A 16,163-nucleotide genomic window follows, 5' to 3' on the forward strand; every position below is an offset into this window, starting at 1 on the left:
TAAAAGAAGAATTATTACAATATTTATATTACTATAATCATGAAAGACCCCATCAGGGAATTGATGGAAAAAAGCCAATCGAAATGATAAATCCGTTACCGAAATAAATGACTTTTACAGAAATGACAAGATTGTGGAAAAATTAACGAAGAAATGTACATTTCAAAACTAAAAACTACTTTTAAATATTTTTCCCCATTACATAATCCTCCATTAAATACCCATTTCCAATTTCTACATCAACGGTTTCTTTAATTTCAAAGCCTATTTTTTTATAGAAATCTAATGCCGTATTAAATCGGTTTACGTTTAATGATAATTGTTTAGAATTGTTTTCTAAAGCCAGTCTCTCTATAAAATCAAACACTTTTTTTCCATAACCTTTTCCTTGAGTTTCTGGCAAAAGGTAGATTTTATGAATTTTGGTTATAGCTTCATTTTTATAATGATGCTCAATTCCGATAAAGCCAATTGTAGATTCAGAATCTAGAATAAGATAGAATAATTGCTCTTTATTCTCAATTTGCTTTGCCAAAGCCTCATCAGAATAAAACAAACCTAACATATAATCTAATTGCGATTGAGATAAAATTTCACCGTAGGTAATAGGCCAAGTGATGTTTGTAATTTTCTGAATTGTAGTGATATCACCTAATCCTGCTTCTGAAATGCTAATCATAATGTATTTTGAAGTATATTTTATTTAGTGAAAACTTGATTTTCCTGTTCGCTTACGCGGATGAAAGTTGTTCGTTTAGTCAATTCTTTTAATCTTGAAGCCCCTACATAAGTACAAGTGCTTCTAATTCCGCCTAATATATCCAAAACGGTGTGAATCACATCTCCTTTAAACGGAACTTGAACTGTTTTGCCTTCACTTGCTCGATATTCTGCAACACCTCCTGAATGTTTATCCATTGCGGTTTTTGAACTCATTCCGTAAAACTGTTTGAATTTTTCTCCTTTTACTTCGATTAATTCTCCTCCACTTTCTGTATGTCCTGCGAGCATTCCTCCCAACATTACAAAATCGGCTCCTGCACCAAAAGCTTTTGCTACATCACCTGGAGTTGTACAACCGCCATCGCTTATAATATGTCCGCCTAAACCGTGAGCTGCGTCCGCACATTCTATAATGGCAGATAATTGCGGATAACCAACGCCAGTTTTTACTCGAGTTGTACAAACAGAACCTGGTCCAATTCCAACTTTTACGATATCAGCTCCTGCTAACAAAAGTTCTTCGGTCATTTCACCTGTAACTACATTTCCAGCGATTATTATTTTGTCTGGATATTGTTTTCGAGTTTTCTTTAAAAACTGCACAAAATGCTCTGAATATCCGTTGGCAACATCAATACAGATAAATTTCAATGACGGATTTGCAGTAATTATTTTTTCTATTTTCTCAAAATCTTCTTTTCCAGTTCCTGTACTTACAGCAATATAATCGTAAAAATCTGGAGTTACATTTTTTAAGAAATTATTCCATTCTTCTAAAGTGTAATGTTTATGAATGGCTGTAAAAAGTTTTTCTTTTGCCAAAACCTTTGCTGTTTCAAAAGTACCTACGGTATCCATATTGGCAGCCATAATCGGGACTCCTGTCCAATTTGCAGTACTGTGCAAAAATTTGAAATTTTGTTCTAAGGAAACTTCAGATCTGCTTTTGAGCGTTGATCTTTTAGGTCTAAACATTACGCCTTTAAATCCTAATTTCAGGTCCATTTCTATTCTCATAGTTCGAGATTTTGGTTACTCTCAAATGTAAGAATTTCTGATTTTAGATTTCAGATATTAGATTAACAAAAACTTGAACTTGTGAACAATTAAGCTATCAATTCGCTTTCGCGAAAGCGCTACTCAAAGTAAATTTTGAACTATTTAATATACTTTGCGCGGGCTTCGACTTCGCTCAGCCTGACAAAACCTGAAACTTTAAACTTGAAACAAAATAAACAAAAACTACCCGTGAATAGTTTCTCCTTTTCCGTAATTGGTAATGATAGATTCTTCAAAAGCTAACCATTCTCTCCAGCGTTTTTCAACATCAATTCCAACTCCATATTTACGAGCGTAAGTGATAAAAGTTGTGTAATGTCCAGCTTCGCTTTCCATTAATTCTCTGTAGAAAACAGCTAATTCTTCGTCTTGAATATTTTCTGAAAGCACTTTAAAACGTTCGCAGCTTCTAGCTTCGATCATTGCAGAGAAAAGAAGTCTTTCTACTAATCCAGAAACACGGCTTCCGTCTCCGCTTCTTTTCATATATTGGTATAGTTCGTTTACGTAATCATCTTTACGTTCGCGACCTAATTTTAATCCTTTTTTGATAATGATATTGTGAACCTGCTCAAAATGATCTACTTCTTCTTTTACTAAAGCCAATAAATCTTGAACCAAATCCTGATGTTCTGGATTGTTTGTAATAATTGTAATCGCGTTTGTTGCTGCTTTTTGCTCGCACCAAGCGTGATCTGTTAAGATTTCTTCGATGTTTTTCTCAACAATATTTACCCATCTTGGGTCGGTTGGCAATTGTAATCTTAATACGCCCATTTTTTTAAGTCTTAAAGTTTGAAAGTCAAAAGTCATAAAGTCATTGGAAAACTTTAAAAGAAAAATCGAAGATCAAAAAACTAAACATAGAAATTCACATTCCTTTTTTAGACTTTTGACCTTCGACTTTAAGACTTTACGACTAATTTTTAATAAGCAAAAATTGGTCTTTCGCTCATCATATCGTTTACTTGTTCAGCAACTTCTTCGATAACAGCTTCATCTGTATGGTTAGATAAAACTTTATCAATAAGTGCAACAATAGTTTCCATATCTTTTTCAACTAAACCACGAGTTGTGATTGCAGCTGTTCCAACACGAATTCCAGACGTGATAAATGGAGATTTATCATCAAAAGGAACCATGTTTTTGTTTACTGTAATTTCAGCTTTTACTAATGCGTTTTCAGCTTCTTTACCAGAAATATTTTTATTTCTTAAGTCAATAAGCATCATGTGGTTATCAGTTCCGCCAGAGATGATGTTGTAACCTCTTTTTACAAAAGCATCAGCCATTGCGTTTGCATTTTTTTGCAATTGCATTGCATAAGTAAAGAACTCATCTTTAAGTGCTTCTCCAAAAGCAACCGCTTTAGCAGCAATAATATGCATTAAAGGCCCACCTTGATTTCCTGGGAAAACAGCTAAGTCTAATAATGAAGACATCATTCTAATTTCTCCTTTTGGAGTTGTTAACCCCTGTGGATTTGGGAAATCTTTCCCCATTAAGATCAAACCTCCACGTGGTCCTCTTAATGTTTTGTGAGTTGTTGTAGAAACAATATGACAATGTGGAATTGGATCGTTCATTAATCCTTTTGCAATAAGACCTGCTGGGTGTGAAATATCAGCAAATAAAATCGCCCCTACGCTGTCCGCAATTTGTCTGAAACGAGCAAAATCCATATCACGAGAATAAGCCGAAGCTCCAGCGATGATTAATTTTGGCTGTTCTTTAGTTGCAATTTCTTGAATTTTATCATAATCTAAACGACCCGTTTCAGCATCTACACCGTAGAATACCGGACGATACAAACGTCCTGAGAAGTTTACTGGAGAACCGTGAGTTAAGTGACCTCCGTGAGATAAATCGAAACCTAAAATAGTATCACCAGGATTTAAACAAGCATGGTAAACAGATGTATTTGCCTGAGAACCTGAGTGAGGCTGCACGTTTGCATATTCAGCGCCAAATAATTCTTTAGCTCTGTCAATAGCAATCTGCTCAATAACGTCAACTACTTCACAACCGCCGTAGTATCTTTTGCCAGGATAACCCTCAGCATATTTATTAGTTAAAACAGACCCTGCTGCTGCCATTACTTCATCACTTACAAAATTCTCAGAAGCAATAAGCTCTAGTCCGTGAATTTGTCTTTCTTTCTCCTCTTGGATAAGATCAAAAATTTGTTCGTCGCGTTGCATTTTTTTGTTTTTCGTTAATTTCACGCAAAAATACAAAAAAACGTTTGTCAAACAGCTAGATTATGATATATTTGACATGTAATTTTTCAACAAACAATTAACATTAAACATGCCAATAACCGCCAACGATACCAATAGAAAATCATGGTTAGAAGTGCCACAAAATAGCGACTTCCCTATTCAGAATATTCCTTTCGGTGTATTTCTTACCAAAGAAAATGTCGTTACTGTAGGAACAAGAATTGGCGATTATGCCATAGATTTAGGGGCTTTGCAGCAATTAAACTATTTTGAAGGAATAGAATTAACCGATGATATGTTTATGCAGGATACGCTAAATGATTTTATTTCTGATGGAAAAAAAACATGGCGTCTGGTTCGAAATCGCATCGCTGAGATTTTTGACGAAACCAACCCGCAGTTAAGAGATACAACAAAACATCGCGATATTGTTATATTTAAAATCGAAGACGTAGAAATGCAATTGCCAGTTTTAATTGGTGATTATACGGACTTTTATTCAAGCAGAGAACATGCTACCAATGTAGGTAAAATGTTCCGTGATCCAGACAATGCATTATTGCCAAACTGGCTTCATATTCCGGTTGGATACCATGGAAGAAGTTCTACAATTGTTCCTTCTGGAATTCCAGTACACCGACCAATGGGGCAAACGTTACCTGCTGGTCATGACACGCCTGTTTTTGGTGCTTCTCGTTTAGTCGATTTTGAATTAGAAACCGCTTTTATTACTACGGATGTGAATGTAATGGGCGAAAATATTTCAACTTATGAAGCTGAAGATTATATTTTCGGAATGGTTTTACTAAATGATTGGAGTGCGCGCGATATTCAGAAATGGGAATATGTGCCTCTTGGTCCATTTTTAGCTAAAAACTTCGCTACTTCAATTTCACCTTGGATTGTAACTATGGATGCTTTGGAACCTTTTAGAACAAAAGGACCTAAACAAGACCCAACACCACTTCCATATTTGCAGACTAAAGGAAAAAAAGCTTTTGACATTCATTTGGAAGTTTCATTAAAACCTGAAAATCAAGAAGAAGAAACTGTAGTTTCAAGATCTAATTTCAAATACTTATACTGGTCAATGAGCCAGCAGCTAGCGCATCATACTTCTAATGGATGCCGTGTAAACTCTGGTGACATGATGGGTTCTGGAACAATTTCTGGTCCAACTCCTGATAGTTTTGGTTCTATGCTAGAATTAACTTGGGGAGGAAAAAATCCGTTGAAGTTAAAAGATGGAAGCGAACGTAAATTTATTGAAGATAATGACACCGTAATTATTCGTGGATTCTGTGAAAATACAGAAGTAAGAATTGGTTTTGGAGAAGTTTCTAGCCAATTGCTACCTCCTTTCATTAAACAATGAAGAGCAGAGCAATCTGAAGAGATATAGAAATAAAAAAACCTTGGCGATAAACCAAGGTTTTTTTTATGCTTTATATTTATCTTGAAAAAGTTGAAAGAAAAAGCTATTTATTCTAAAATTACCTTTACCCAAACCAAACGATGATCTGAACTGGATTCGCGTTTTTCAACTAATTCTGACATTGGTTCGCCTTTGGCAGGCCAGAATACACCGCTGTTAACAACCTTAAATCCGAGTCTGGACGGCAATACATAGTCAGCGCGCATTCTCCAAAAGGCTGTATGATTAACTCCAAAAGGATTTTTAGGACTAAATTCAGCACCACCTTTACTGGCGGGCGTAAAGTCGCTATTAATTTTCGGATTCTCTACTAAAGACTTTATCCCTTCTCTAATAGCATCCTTCTCAACTGGTGAAGCGTTTTGATCGCCCAATATGACAAATCGAGAATTTGAAGACAAACCACCTTTTACCCCTTTATCATCATAAATATACGAAGCCGCATTGTCTGAAATATAATCTCTCCAAAATCGGATTTCATCATGATTTCTTTTTCCATTGCGATCTTCAGTACCATCAAAAGTAGGAGGAGTTGGATGACTGGCTAAAATATGAACGGTTTCATTGCCAATCTGCACAGGAACATCCCAATGAGATTTTGAAGATAATGGAAATTCCTTCCATGCTTTCTTGCTATACCAATCTGATCCATCTGCTTTTTTAGTAATCAATGCTCCAGGCATATCTTTCCATTTAAAATGTTGAAAAGTGCGAACCGCATTAACATCAATAGGATATTTAGACAAAAGCATCATCCCATATTGCCCAGGATACATACCAAATGCCCATGCATCATTTCCAAAATTATCCAACTTTCCATCATTGTTCAAATCATAAGGACTTGGCTGGCCAGTATTCACTGTTGAATAATAGTAATAAGGATAATCGATTACTGCAGCTCCGCCTTGGCTCACATTTAAATAATTTTTAATAAACGCCTTTACACCAAGTTCAGGGTCTTTAATATAATCAAATTCGTTTAGCAAAATAACGTCTGGTCTAACGGTCTGAATAATCTGGGCAATATTCCTGATTTGAGTATTATGCCCTGAATTAAGCTGATAAATCAATATTTGCTCCGATTTTCCCATTGCGCCTTTTGGAGAATAATTATCAGATTCCATACTCACATTGTAGGTAGCAAATGTAAGTTCCGTTTTTTTCTTCGACTCAGATTGTGAAAATAAAACTCCGGAAGAAAGCACGGAAAGGACAAAAAATATTTTCTTCATATAAAATTAAATCTGCATTTCTGCATTGTTGAACATACGAATATAAGAAGGATGTTGGGACACATGACAAATCCGTCTGTTAAATATACAACAAAAAAAGCTGCCACTTTTGGTGACAGCTTATATGACACAAGAAAGTCTCTGTATATCTGATAATTTTATCACAGATTAAAAAAATCAAAGCGATTATTTTATAATCTGTGGCTACTATTTTTATGCAGGAATCTGCTGACTTAAGCAATGCAAAGTTCCGAACCCCCAAATGAAATCAATACAACTTATACCGATAACTTCTCTATCAGGGAAACATTCTGCTAAAATATTCAATGCTACTCTATCGTTACTATCGTTAAATGTTGGCACTAAAACACAATTATTCAAAATCAAGAAATTAGCATAACTTGCTGGCAATCTTAAATCTTCAAAATCAACGCGTTTTGGCATTGGCAAAGCTACAATTACTGGAGATTTTCCGTTTTCTAATTTCGCATTTTGCAAACGCTTCAAATTATCCTGCAAAGGTTTGTAGTTTGAATCGTTTTTATCCGTTTCTACAATTGTAACAATCGTATCTTCGTTTACAAATCGGCATAAATCGTCGATATGTCCGTGAGTATCATCTCCTTCAATTCCGTCGCCTAACCAAATTACATTGGTAACGCCAAGATATTCTTTAAAAACTGCTTCGTAATCTTCTTTAGTAAAACCAGGATTTCTCAACTGAATTGTTGGATGCATTAGACACTCTTCAGAAGTCAGTAAAGTTCCCTTTCCGTTTACGTCAATTGCTCCACCTTCAACAATTACTGGTTTTCCTTTGTACATTACCTGCGTTAACGGAACATCAATAAAATCAGCAACCTTGCCTGGAACAAATTTATCTAATTGATAATTTTTATATTTTGCCCAACCGTTGAAATTGAAATTCAACGCTTCTCTTTTCGAACCATTTTTCACAATAATTGGTCCAGAATCGCGCATCCAGCTTCTATTGGTTTTATGAATAATATAAGAAACATTTTTAAGGTTTACGCGCGCTCTTTCAAGCATATCAGCTACTTTTTCTTTTAGCTTTTCATCAGCAACCACTAAAAAAACAGTTTCAAAAGTCGCCACTTTTTTTATAAATTCTACAAAAGCCCATTGAACGGCTTCATATTTTCCCGGCCAATCGTTACCATTATGCGGAAAGCACAATACGATTCCTTGTTGCTTTTCCCATTCTGCTGGAAATCTTCTATTATTTGTTGACATAAATAGGTTCTAATTTAGAAAGTGCAAAGATAAGCATTCGTTAGGATTATAAAACATTTGATTGAAATTCGTCAATAATTTCACAAAAATTATCCTGCAAAATTTAAGTTAAAGATTAAATAATACAGACTTAATATTTAACACAGAGCTCAGAATTACTTTTGCCAAAACTAAAAACTAACACATGAAAAATTTATCTCTATCATTATTGGCTGCTCTTTTTATATTGGCAAGCTGTAACAATGATGAAAATTCAAACAGCGAACCAGAAGTTGTTGTCAATGAAAATCCTGGAACTTTTAAAGAAATAGGTTCTGTTACAATTGGCGGAGAAGCTGCTGCTGAAATTTCTGCTTACTGCGAAAAAACAAAACGTCTTTTTACTGTAAACAACAGCGGTGTAAACCAAATCGACATTATTGATATTACAGATCCGACAAAACCACTTAAAATCGGAAAAATTGATTTAGTTGCTTACGAAGGTGCTGCAAATAGTGTTTCTGTTTTTGACGGAAAACTGGCGGTTGCTTTAGAATCTACTGTAAACAAACAAGGAAATGGAAAAGTAGTTGTTTTTAATACTTCAGACTATAGCTTAATCAAGCAAGTGGCTGTTGGTGCTTTACCAGATATGATTACTTTTTCTCCAGACGGAAAATATATCATGACTGCTAATGAAGGCGAGCCAAATACAGATTATTCACAGGATCCAAACGGGACTATTTCTATTATTGAAACTAGCACTTATAATGTGACAACTTTAGATTTCGCATCATTTGCAGGTCAGGCAGAAACATTGAAAAAAGATGGTTTTAGGGTTTCAAAATTTGCTAAAAGTTTTGCGCAAGATATCGAGCCAGAATACATTACTATTTCTGATGATTCTAAAACTGCTTGGGTAACATTGCAAGAAAATAATGGTGTTGCAAAAGTTGACTTAACTTCTAAAACTATTACTTCCATTTATCCATTAGGATTAAAAGATTACAACACAGCTGAAAACGCAATTGATGTAAGCGATAGTGACAGCAAAATTGCTTTTAACCCTTGGAAGGTAAAAGGGCTTTATATGCCAGATGCGATCAGCCATTTTACAGTTAACAATACTCCTTATTTTGTTACTGCAAATGAAGGTGATGCAAGAGAATACACAGCTTACACTGATGTGAAACGCATGAAAAGCATGACGCTTGATGCAACAGCTTTCCCAGATGCTGCTACTTTAAAATTAGACGCAAATTTAGGAAGATTAAATCTTGTTGCTGACATGGGAGATACTGATGGAGATGGAGATTTAGACCAAATGGTAAGTTTTGGAGGAAGATCTTTTTCTATATGGAATGGAACTACTGGGAAAATCGTTTTTGACAGCAAAAATGATGTTGACAAGAAAACAAACGAATTAGGCACATATGACGATAAGAGAAGTGACGATAAAGGTTCTGAGCCAGAAGCTGTAGTTGCAGCTAAAATGGGCAATCAAAACATTTTATTTGTTGGCTTAGAAAGATCTGATGCTTTTATGGTTTATGATGCTACAAATCCAACTTCGCCACAATATTTACAAACTGTAAAAACAGGTGATGCACCAGAAGGCATTCTTTTTATTCCGGCTTCAAAAAGTCCAACAAAAAGAAGCTTATTGGTCGTAAGCAGCGAAGGAGATGGATCTGTTAAAATTTATCAGCCCGATTTAAAATAATAACTCTTTTTTAGGATAGCCAAAAGGACAAAATGTGAATTTTGTCCTTTTTTTATGCTTCCTATTACACTTATTTTAACGTATTTACATAATTAAAAGCTAAAATATGGGAATTATGTAAGAGCATATACAACACATTCTAAAATTCGACCTCTAATTTTGTTCATGAGTTTAAAATAAAAACAATTTAATTTTTGATATCATGAAAAAGAAATTAGTATCAGTATCACTTTTATTACTATCATTTGCTGCAGGCGCTCAAAATATGGCTACCACTTCTACAAAACCTAACGTAGATCAAGAATTCAACAAATGGTCGATCGAACTTAATGGCGGGGTTAACAAACCAACCAGAACAATGACTCCAGGTTATACTACCGAATCATTAAACTTTTTTCACGGAGATTTAGGTGTTAGATATATGTTTAGTCCAAAGTTTGGGGTAAAGCTTGATGTTGGTTACGATCAATTTAAAGAGAAAAAAGATACTCCAGATTTTGAAAGCCGCTACGTGAGAGCAAGTTTACAAGGGGTTATCAATGTGGGACGCGCTTTAAATTTTGAAACTTGGACAAACACAATTGGTCTTTTAGCTCATGGTGGTTTCGGGGTTTCTCAAATTAGCACAGAAACTGGATTTGGAGGTCAGGATTATATGGCTCACGGAATTGCTGGTTTAACTGGACAAATTAGATTAAGTGACAGAGTAGCTTTGACAGGTGACCTTACCGGAATTGTAAACGGGAGACAAAACTGGAATTTTGACGGAATGGGCAATACTTCCACAGGTTCATTTGATGGCGTTTTATTAAATGCTTCTGTAGGTTTAACGTTTTACTTGGGTAAAAACCAAAAACATGCTGACTGGGTTGGCGAAGAAGATAGAATTGGCGAATTGGAAAAAAGAGTGGACTTAATCGAAACTGGTCTTATAGATTCAGACAAAGATGGAGTTGCTGATTTATACGATTTAGAACCAAATTCTATCGCAGGAGTTGCTGTTAATACAAAAGGACAATCTATTGATACTAATCAAAATGGTGTTCCAGATGAGTTAGAAAGCTACCTAGATAAAACTTACGAGAAGAAAGGCGCTGGAACTGCTACAAACAATACAGTTGAAGAATTAATCAATGGTGGTTATGTAAATGTTTACTTCGACTTCAATTCGTCTAAACCAACAAATGCATCTTTATCAGGCGTAGATTTCTTAGTGAAATATATGAAAAACAATCCTGGAAAATCGGCTGACATTATTGGATATGCTGATGAAATTGGAAATTCTAACTACAACACTGAATTGTCTAGAAAAAGAGCTGAGGCTGTTAAAAAAGTAGCCGTAAATGCAGGAATTGATGCATCAAGATTGAATGTAATTGCTAACGGAGAAGATACTTCTGTTAATAAAAGTTCTAAAGAGGCACGTCAGATCGTGAGACGAGTTACTTTCCAAGTGAAGTAATCTATATATAAAGCTAAAAATGAGAAAAAGAGCTGTTCAATGGACAGCTCTTTTTGGTTATAAAATAGAATTATTGACAAATTTTTAAATGAAATGATTTCAAATTAGTTTACAATTTGAATAAAGCTTCGGAGAAGCGAAATATTTATAGAATTTTCTATAAGACAAATAAAAGAAGCTCCGGAGGAGCGACATATTTTTCCGACTGAACATGTCGCTCCTCCGGAGCTTTATTTTGTATACATCTGTTCTTTTCTATTGATATTTCGCTTCTCCGAAGCTTATAAAAAAAAAAAAAAAAGAGCTATCTTTTCAGATAGCTCTTTCTAATATAATTTTAATCAAATTATTTATCAATCGCTCTTTTTGTAATATCACCAAAAGCATCAATTCTTCTGTCTCTGAAAAACGGCCAGTTTTGGCGAACATTTTCTTGTAAATCTAAATCAACCTCAGCAATTAAGATCTCTTCTTTATCATGAGATGCTTGAGCTAAAATTTCTCCTTGCGGTCCAGCAATGAAAGAAGCTCCCCAGAATTGAATTCCTTCTGTTCCTTCAAGGTATTTTTCAAGACCAATTCGGTTAGCTGCTGCTACGAAAACACCATTTGCAACGGCATGTCCTTTCATCACGTTCATCCAAGCGCCATACTGATTTTCTCCGTATTGTTCTTTTTCTTTAGGATGCCATCCAATTGCTGTTGGATAAAATAAAACCTCTGCTCCTTTAAGCGCTGTAATACGAGCCGCTTCTGGATACCATTGATCCCAGCAGATTAACGTTCCAACAGTTCCTTTTTTAGTTTCTATCGCTTGGAAACCTAAATCACCTGGAGTGAAGTAGAATTTTTCATAGAAATGAGGATCGTCTGGAATATGCATTTTACGGTATAAACCTGCTTCAGTTCCATCAGTGTCAATAATATAAGCACTGTTATGATAGATTCCAGCCATTCTTTTTTCGAAGAAAGGAACAATAATTACTACTCCTAATTCTTTTGCCAATTCGCTGAATGCAATAAATGAGGTACTGTAAAGTGGCTCTGCTAATGCAAAATTCTCTACATCTTCACTTTGGCAGAAATAATGACTGCTATATAATTCAGGAAGTAAGATTACCTCAGCACCTTGACTTGCAGCATCTCTTACCCAGCTGATACATTTTTTAAGATTGTTTTCGGCAACATCATTCAGATTTAACTGAATAACCGATATTTTATACTTTCTTTTCGCCATGACATAAAATTTAAGAGTGCAAAAATAGTAAATTTTAAAGGAATGCCAAAGTTTAGAATTCCGTCTAACTTAATACAAAAAACAAAAAACCATTTTACATTGATTTAAAATCTCTGTAAAATGGCTTTATCAACCTAAAAAAATTCAACTAAGTTTGTTGTTATTCAATCACTACTTTTTGAGTAAGAAATTCAGTTTCTGATTTCTTGAATTTAATTTCGAAAGTTCCTTTTGTAGCAGACTTAAATTTGTAAACTGTCTTTTTTGGTTCAGGCACTTGCTGCGTGCAAACTTCTGATGGATATTTTGCAATTACTTGCAAGCCTTTTACAGAACCAATTGTTACTTCTGAGATTTTATCAAATTCTGCACAAGCATTATCAACTGTGTAAGTCACATCGTAGCTCAATTCATCATTTACTTTTCCTGTTGCTGGTCCTTTAATTTCGGTTACCAAAGCGGCCTTTGTATTTGGAACTGGTGTTTTATCATTATCATCGTCGTTACTGCATGAAACAAATCCAATTGATAAAAATAATACTACTAAAGCTGTTTTTAATCTAAAACTTTTCATATAAAATAATAATTAATTGTTAATTACTATGAAGACGTGCCTTGGTTGCAAAGGTTGCTTATAAAAAACGTTAAAAAATCTTGATCAACCATTAAACAACTATAAATCAATAGCTTATTTTATAAAAAAATATTTAAAAATTACCGTTATTTCTTATGAAAATAAAAAAATCTCAATAGCCCCGATCAAAGTGATATCCTTTTTATCCGCTTTTTTGCGGATGAAAAGATTTAACGGAGAGCGGGACTAAACGTGCTTTTGAAAATGAGTTGATATGCTTCTAAAACAAAAAAACACCAGTGCTAAACTGATGTTTTTAAAATATATTTCTTGAAGTTATATCTAAGCCGTTTTCTTTTTAAAAATCTTTTTGAAAAGATTCACAAACAGTAAAACTACTAAACCTAAACCTAATCCAACTGTAAATTCTTTGATGATAGAAGGAATTTTAATTTCTTCTGACAAATGGTGAAAAAATGGAATATAATGTACAAATATTCCACCTGCTACTAAAAGAAGTGCAATTGTCCCCACAACTGTCAAGCCCTTTATAACCAATGGAAGAGCTTTAACCAATAAATTTCCAATAAATCTTGACGGACTTTTTTCGCTTTTGCTAAATTTTATAAGTTTATAACCCGCTTCATCCATTCTGACAATCAGGGCTACAATTCCGTAAACTCCTATTGTTGCAACCAATGCAATTATAGATGTTACAACAATTTGTTGTGTTAACGGTTCCTCTATAACTGTTCCTAACGCAATAATTACGATTTCTACAGATAATATAAAGTCGGTTACGATCGCTGATTTTATTTTTCCTTTTTCAAGTTCTAGAATCTGCTCCTCGGTAAGAGCCTCGTCTGTTATCCCTTCTGACTCATCGTGTTTATGAGGAAAAACAAATTCATAAATTTTTTCAGCTCCTTCATAAGCTAAAAATAATCCCCCAAGCACTAAAATTATTATGATTGCAATTGGTAAAAAAGCACTTAGCAAAAATGCAATTGGTAGAATAATAATTTTATTGAGTAAAGAACCTTTACTAATTGCCCATAAAACAGGCAATTCTCGTGAAGATGCAAACCCAGAAGCTTTTTCTGCATTTACAGCTAAGTCGTCACCAAGAATTCCAGCAGTTTTCTTTGCAGCAACTTTACTCATTACTGCAACATCATCCATAATTGCTGCGATATCATCTAATAGAACAAAAAAACCTGAAGCCATTTTTAAAATTTATTTTTAGTGATGCGAATCTAGACATTTTGACTTAATCTGCCCAATATTAGAGCGTCAAAATTTTTCTTTTTATTCGTGTTTTTCTGTAGATGAAATCTAACTGCATTGTCCTAAAAGAACCCACAGAATAATAAAAACTATAATAGTTCCGAAACAGCCTCCACCTAACTTCTTAGCGCCATATCCTGCTAATAATCCTCTGAAAATATTGTTCATGATTTTGATTTTTTTTGATTAATAATTTGCTGATTTTTAAAACTTTAAAATTGATTATTTCTTTAAAATTTGTTGTTATAAGAAAAACGCAAAAAGTTTCAGAATTCACGGATAAAAAAAAACACCTCAAATAAAATTGAAGTGCTTTTGTTTTTTATAAAATTAGTCTGTTGTAACAGCGTTCCCTTTATTTAGTAATGTTGCCTTATCTATAAGACCCTGTCCGGTCGGTGGAGCTGGCGGATTTTGACCATTCATATCTATATATTTACCTCCAGCAGGAGAAATACTTAATATTCTACTCAGAATTAAATTAATTTGAGAGCTAGGTAATGCATTTTTAGTAAATACAAGACTTGTCTGATAATTATAAACAGAACTTAGCAAGGGCAGATCAATCGAAGTAAGAATTGAATTATTATTAAAATAAACTCGTTTGCTTTTGGTTAATACAGGAAATGATATTGATGTTAACGATGCATTGCTTGAAATATAATTATCAAACCCATATACCGTTTTAAGAACAGGAAACAAGACAGCACTTAATTTTTCATTATTTTCAATGTATAAATCATTATAAACTTCACTTAGATTATTAAAATTAATTGTTACCAATTTTAAATTATCACTAATATTTAAATTTACTAGATTCTTTACAGCACTTAAATCTAATGTGGTTAAATTTGTTGTACCTATTACATAAATATTTTCTGTCTGAGGTCCTAAATCTCTAGCAATTTGAGTTACTGCTTCTTCATCTGTTACATCACCAGATAACATGATACTTGTTTTTCCTTTATTCACGCTACTTCCAGCATATAAAGCATAAGGAACACTTAAAAGCTGACTCGTGCCACTAATTGTATAATTGGTTCCTCCTGCTGGGTCAATTTCTGTTTTAACAAAATGAGATCCAGCTCCCCAATCTATTCCAGAGAAAGTTCCTGTAACTGGTGTTCCTCCTCCTATTTCTATCGTTGCTAATCCGTTTGCATTTGTTGTTGTGGTTTGAGTTTCTACATAAGATGCTGTTCCTGTTGCAGAACCTAACAAAATACTCGTTTTTATACCTACTAAAGTATTTGCGAGCAAAGTACCATCTGTTTTACGGATCACAGATTGATAATTCATTTTTTGTGGCGCTTGCGCAAATAAGATTGTAAAAGAACTTAATAATAGTAATACCAGAGTAATTTTTTTCATATATCTTTCTACGGTTTTAGATTTTATTTTTTAATAATTTTAAAAGTTTTTATTGCTTTCGAATTGTTATTTACTGCAAGAAAATAAACTCCCTGCGTTAGTCCTTGCATAGAGACTTTTGTTTCTGATGAAGTAATACTTAAAGCTTTTGCTATTATTTTCCCATTGATATCAAATAAATTATAGGATAGCGATTCAAATTTGTTGTTTGCAACGATAAGATTCAGCTCGTCAACAACAGGGTTTGGAAAAGCTGCCATTACTAAACTAATTTCATCAAATTCTTCATTATTTAGCGTTGCTATTTCATAAGGCTGCTGAATTCCCTCTTGTGCCGAGCCACCACTTCCTTGTAATCGTACATCAGCAATTTGTCCTATTGAATAACTTGCAGTTCCGCCAGTACCTGTGCCTTTTCCGCCAGTAACGACAATACTTTCCTGCGAGTATAATTTGGTCACAAATGAAATGCTAGTAAAAAATAAAACTAAAAATGCTCTTTGGTTTCTTTTCATATATTTAAGTTAATAGTTTCAAATCAAATATATGCTATTTCTTACATTATACAACGGGTAAAAAAGAGCAAACTTTACTTTTAATATTAA

The 16,163-nt window shown here is 34.1% G+C and carries 14 protein-coding genes; 3 read left to right on the forward strand and 11 right to left on the reverse strand.

Annotation, left to right across the window (positions count from 1 at the left end):
• Window positions 1-181: 181 nt before the first annotated feature.
• The 4 genes from RB618_RS07740 to glyA form a co-directional block, all read right to left on the reverse strand.
• Window positions 182-679: a GNAT family N-acetyltransferase gene (locus RB618_RS07740; RefSeq protein WP_308068227.1), complete on the reverse strand. Its 498-nt coding sequence runs from the start codon at window positions 677-679 to the stop codon at window positions 182-184.
• Window positions 680-699: 20 nt separating this feature from the next.
• Complete coding sequence (locus RB618_RS07745; RefSeq protein WP_308068228.1) at window positions 700-1,740, reverse strand: GMP reductase; 1,041 nt, start codon at window positions 1,738-1,740, stop codon at window positions 700-702.
• Between the two features lie 225 nt (window positions 1,741-1,965).
• Window positions 1,966-2,559, reverse strand: a complete 594-nt coding sequence (locus RB618_RS07750) for a tRNA-(ms[2]io[6]A)-hydroxylase (protein ID WP_308068229.1) — start codon at window positions 2,557-2,559, stop codon at window positions 1,966-1,968.
• Between the two features lie 149 nt (window positions 2,560-2,708).
• Complete coding sequence (gene glyA, locus RB618_RS07755) at window positions 2,709-3,983, reverse strand: serine hydroxymethyltransferase (protein WP_308068230.1); 1,275 nt, start codon at window positions 3,981-3,983, stop codon at window positions 2,709-2,711.
• 109 nt (window positions 3,984-4,092) lie between these two features.
• Between glyA and fahA the strand changes: the two genes are divergently transcribed.
• On the forward strand, window positions 4,093-5,379 hold the full coding sequence (fahA, locus tag RB618_RS07760) for a fumarylacetoacetase (protein ID WP_308068231.1): 1,287 nt from the start codon (window positions 4,093-4,095) through the stop codon (window positions 5,377-5,379).
• Between the two features lie 107 nt (window positions 5,380-5,486).
• Here fahA and RB618_RS07765 read toward each other — a convergent pair whose 3' ends face one another.
• The gene (locus tag RB618_RS07765; protein ID WP_308068232.1) at window positions 5,487-6,671 is read right to left on the reverse strand and encodes an endonuclease/exonuclease/phosphatase family protein; all 1,185 of its coding nucleotides are present in this window, start codon (window positions 6,669-6,671) and stop codon (window positions 5,487-5,489) included.
• A 213-nt stretch (window positions 6,672-6,884) separates the two neighbouring features.
• Window positions 6,885-7,925 carry an agmatine deiminase family protein gene (locus tag RB618_RS07770; protein ID WP_308068233.1) on the reverse strand — a complete coding sequence of 347 codons (1,041 nt, stop codon included), beginning with the start codon at window positions 7,923-7,925 and terminating at the stop codon, window positions 6,885-6,887.
• A gap of 184 nt (window positions 7,926-8,109) precedes the next feature.
• Here RB618_RS07770 and RB618_RS07775 point away from each other — a divergent pair, with 184 nt between their 5' ends.
• Together RB618_RS07775 and RB618_RS07780 are read left to right on the forward strand one after the other, a co-directional pair.
• Window positions 8,110-9,627: a choice-of-anchor I family protein gene (locus RB618_RS07775; RefSeq protein ID WP_308068234.1), complete on the forward strand. Its 1,518-nt coding sequence runs from the start codon at window positions 8,110-8,112 to the stop codon at window positions 9,625-9,627.
• Window positions 9,628-9,829: 202 nt separating this feature from the next.
• Window positions 9,830-11,089 carry an OmpA family protein gene (locus RB618_RS07780; protein ID WP_308068235.1) on the forward strand — a complete coding sequence of 420 codons (1,260 nt, stop codon included), beginning with the start codon at window positions 9,830-9,832 and terminating at the stop codon, window positions 11,087-11,089.
• 346 nt (window positions 11,090-11,435) lie between these two features.
• Here RB618_RS07780 and RB618_RS07785 read toward each other — a convergent pair whose 3' ends face one another.
• The 5 genes from RB618_RS07785 to RB618_RS07805 all read right to left on the reverse strand — a co-directional run bounded on the left by RB618_RS07785 (window position 11,436) and on the right by RB618_RS07805 (window position 16,073).
• Window positions 11,436-12,326, reverse strand: a complete 891-nt coding sequence (locus tag RB618_RS07785) for a carbon-nitrogen hydrolase (protein WP_111376878.1) — start codon at window positions 12,324-12,326, stop codon at window positions 11,436-11,438.
• Window positions 12,327-12,486: 160 nt separating this feature from the next.
• A complete protein-coding gene (locus RB618_RS07790; protein WP_308068236.1) occupies window positions 12,487-12,900 on the reverse strand; it encodes a hypothetical protein in 414 nt (137 codons plus the stop codon).
• A 342-nt stretch (window positions 12,901-13,242) separates the two neighbouring features.
• The gene (locus RB618_RS07795; protein WP_308068237.1) at window positions 13,243-14,127 is read right to left on the reverse strand and encodes a DUF808 domain-containing protein; all 885 of its coding nucleotides are present in this window, start codon (window positions 14,125-14,127) and stop codon (window positions 13,243-13,245) included.
• A 390-nt stretch (window positions 14,128-14,517) separates the two neighbouring features.
• Entirely contained in the window at window positions 14,518-15,558 is a 1,041-nt protein-coding gene (locus RB618_RS07800; protein ID WP_308068238.1) for a hypothetical protein, read from the reverse strand.
• 23 nt (window positions 15,559-15,581) lie between these two features.
• On the reverse strand, window positions 15,582-16,073 hold the full coding sequence (locus RB618_RS07805; protein ID WP_308068239.1) for a T9SS type A sorting domain-containing protein: 492 nt from the start codon (window positions 16,071-16,073) through the stop codon (window positions 15,582-15,584).
• Window positions 16,074-16,163: the final 90 nt, after the last annotated feature.

The organism is Flavobacterium sp. LHD-85, assembly GCF_030929595.1.
GTDB lineage: Bacteria > Bacteroidota > Bacteroidia > Flavobacteriales > Flavobacteriaceae > Flavobacterium.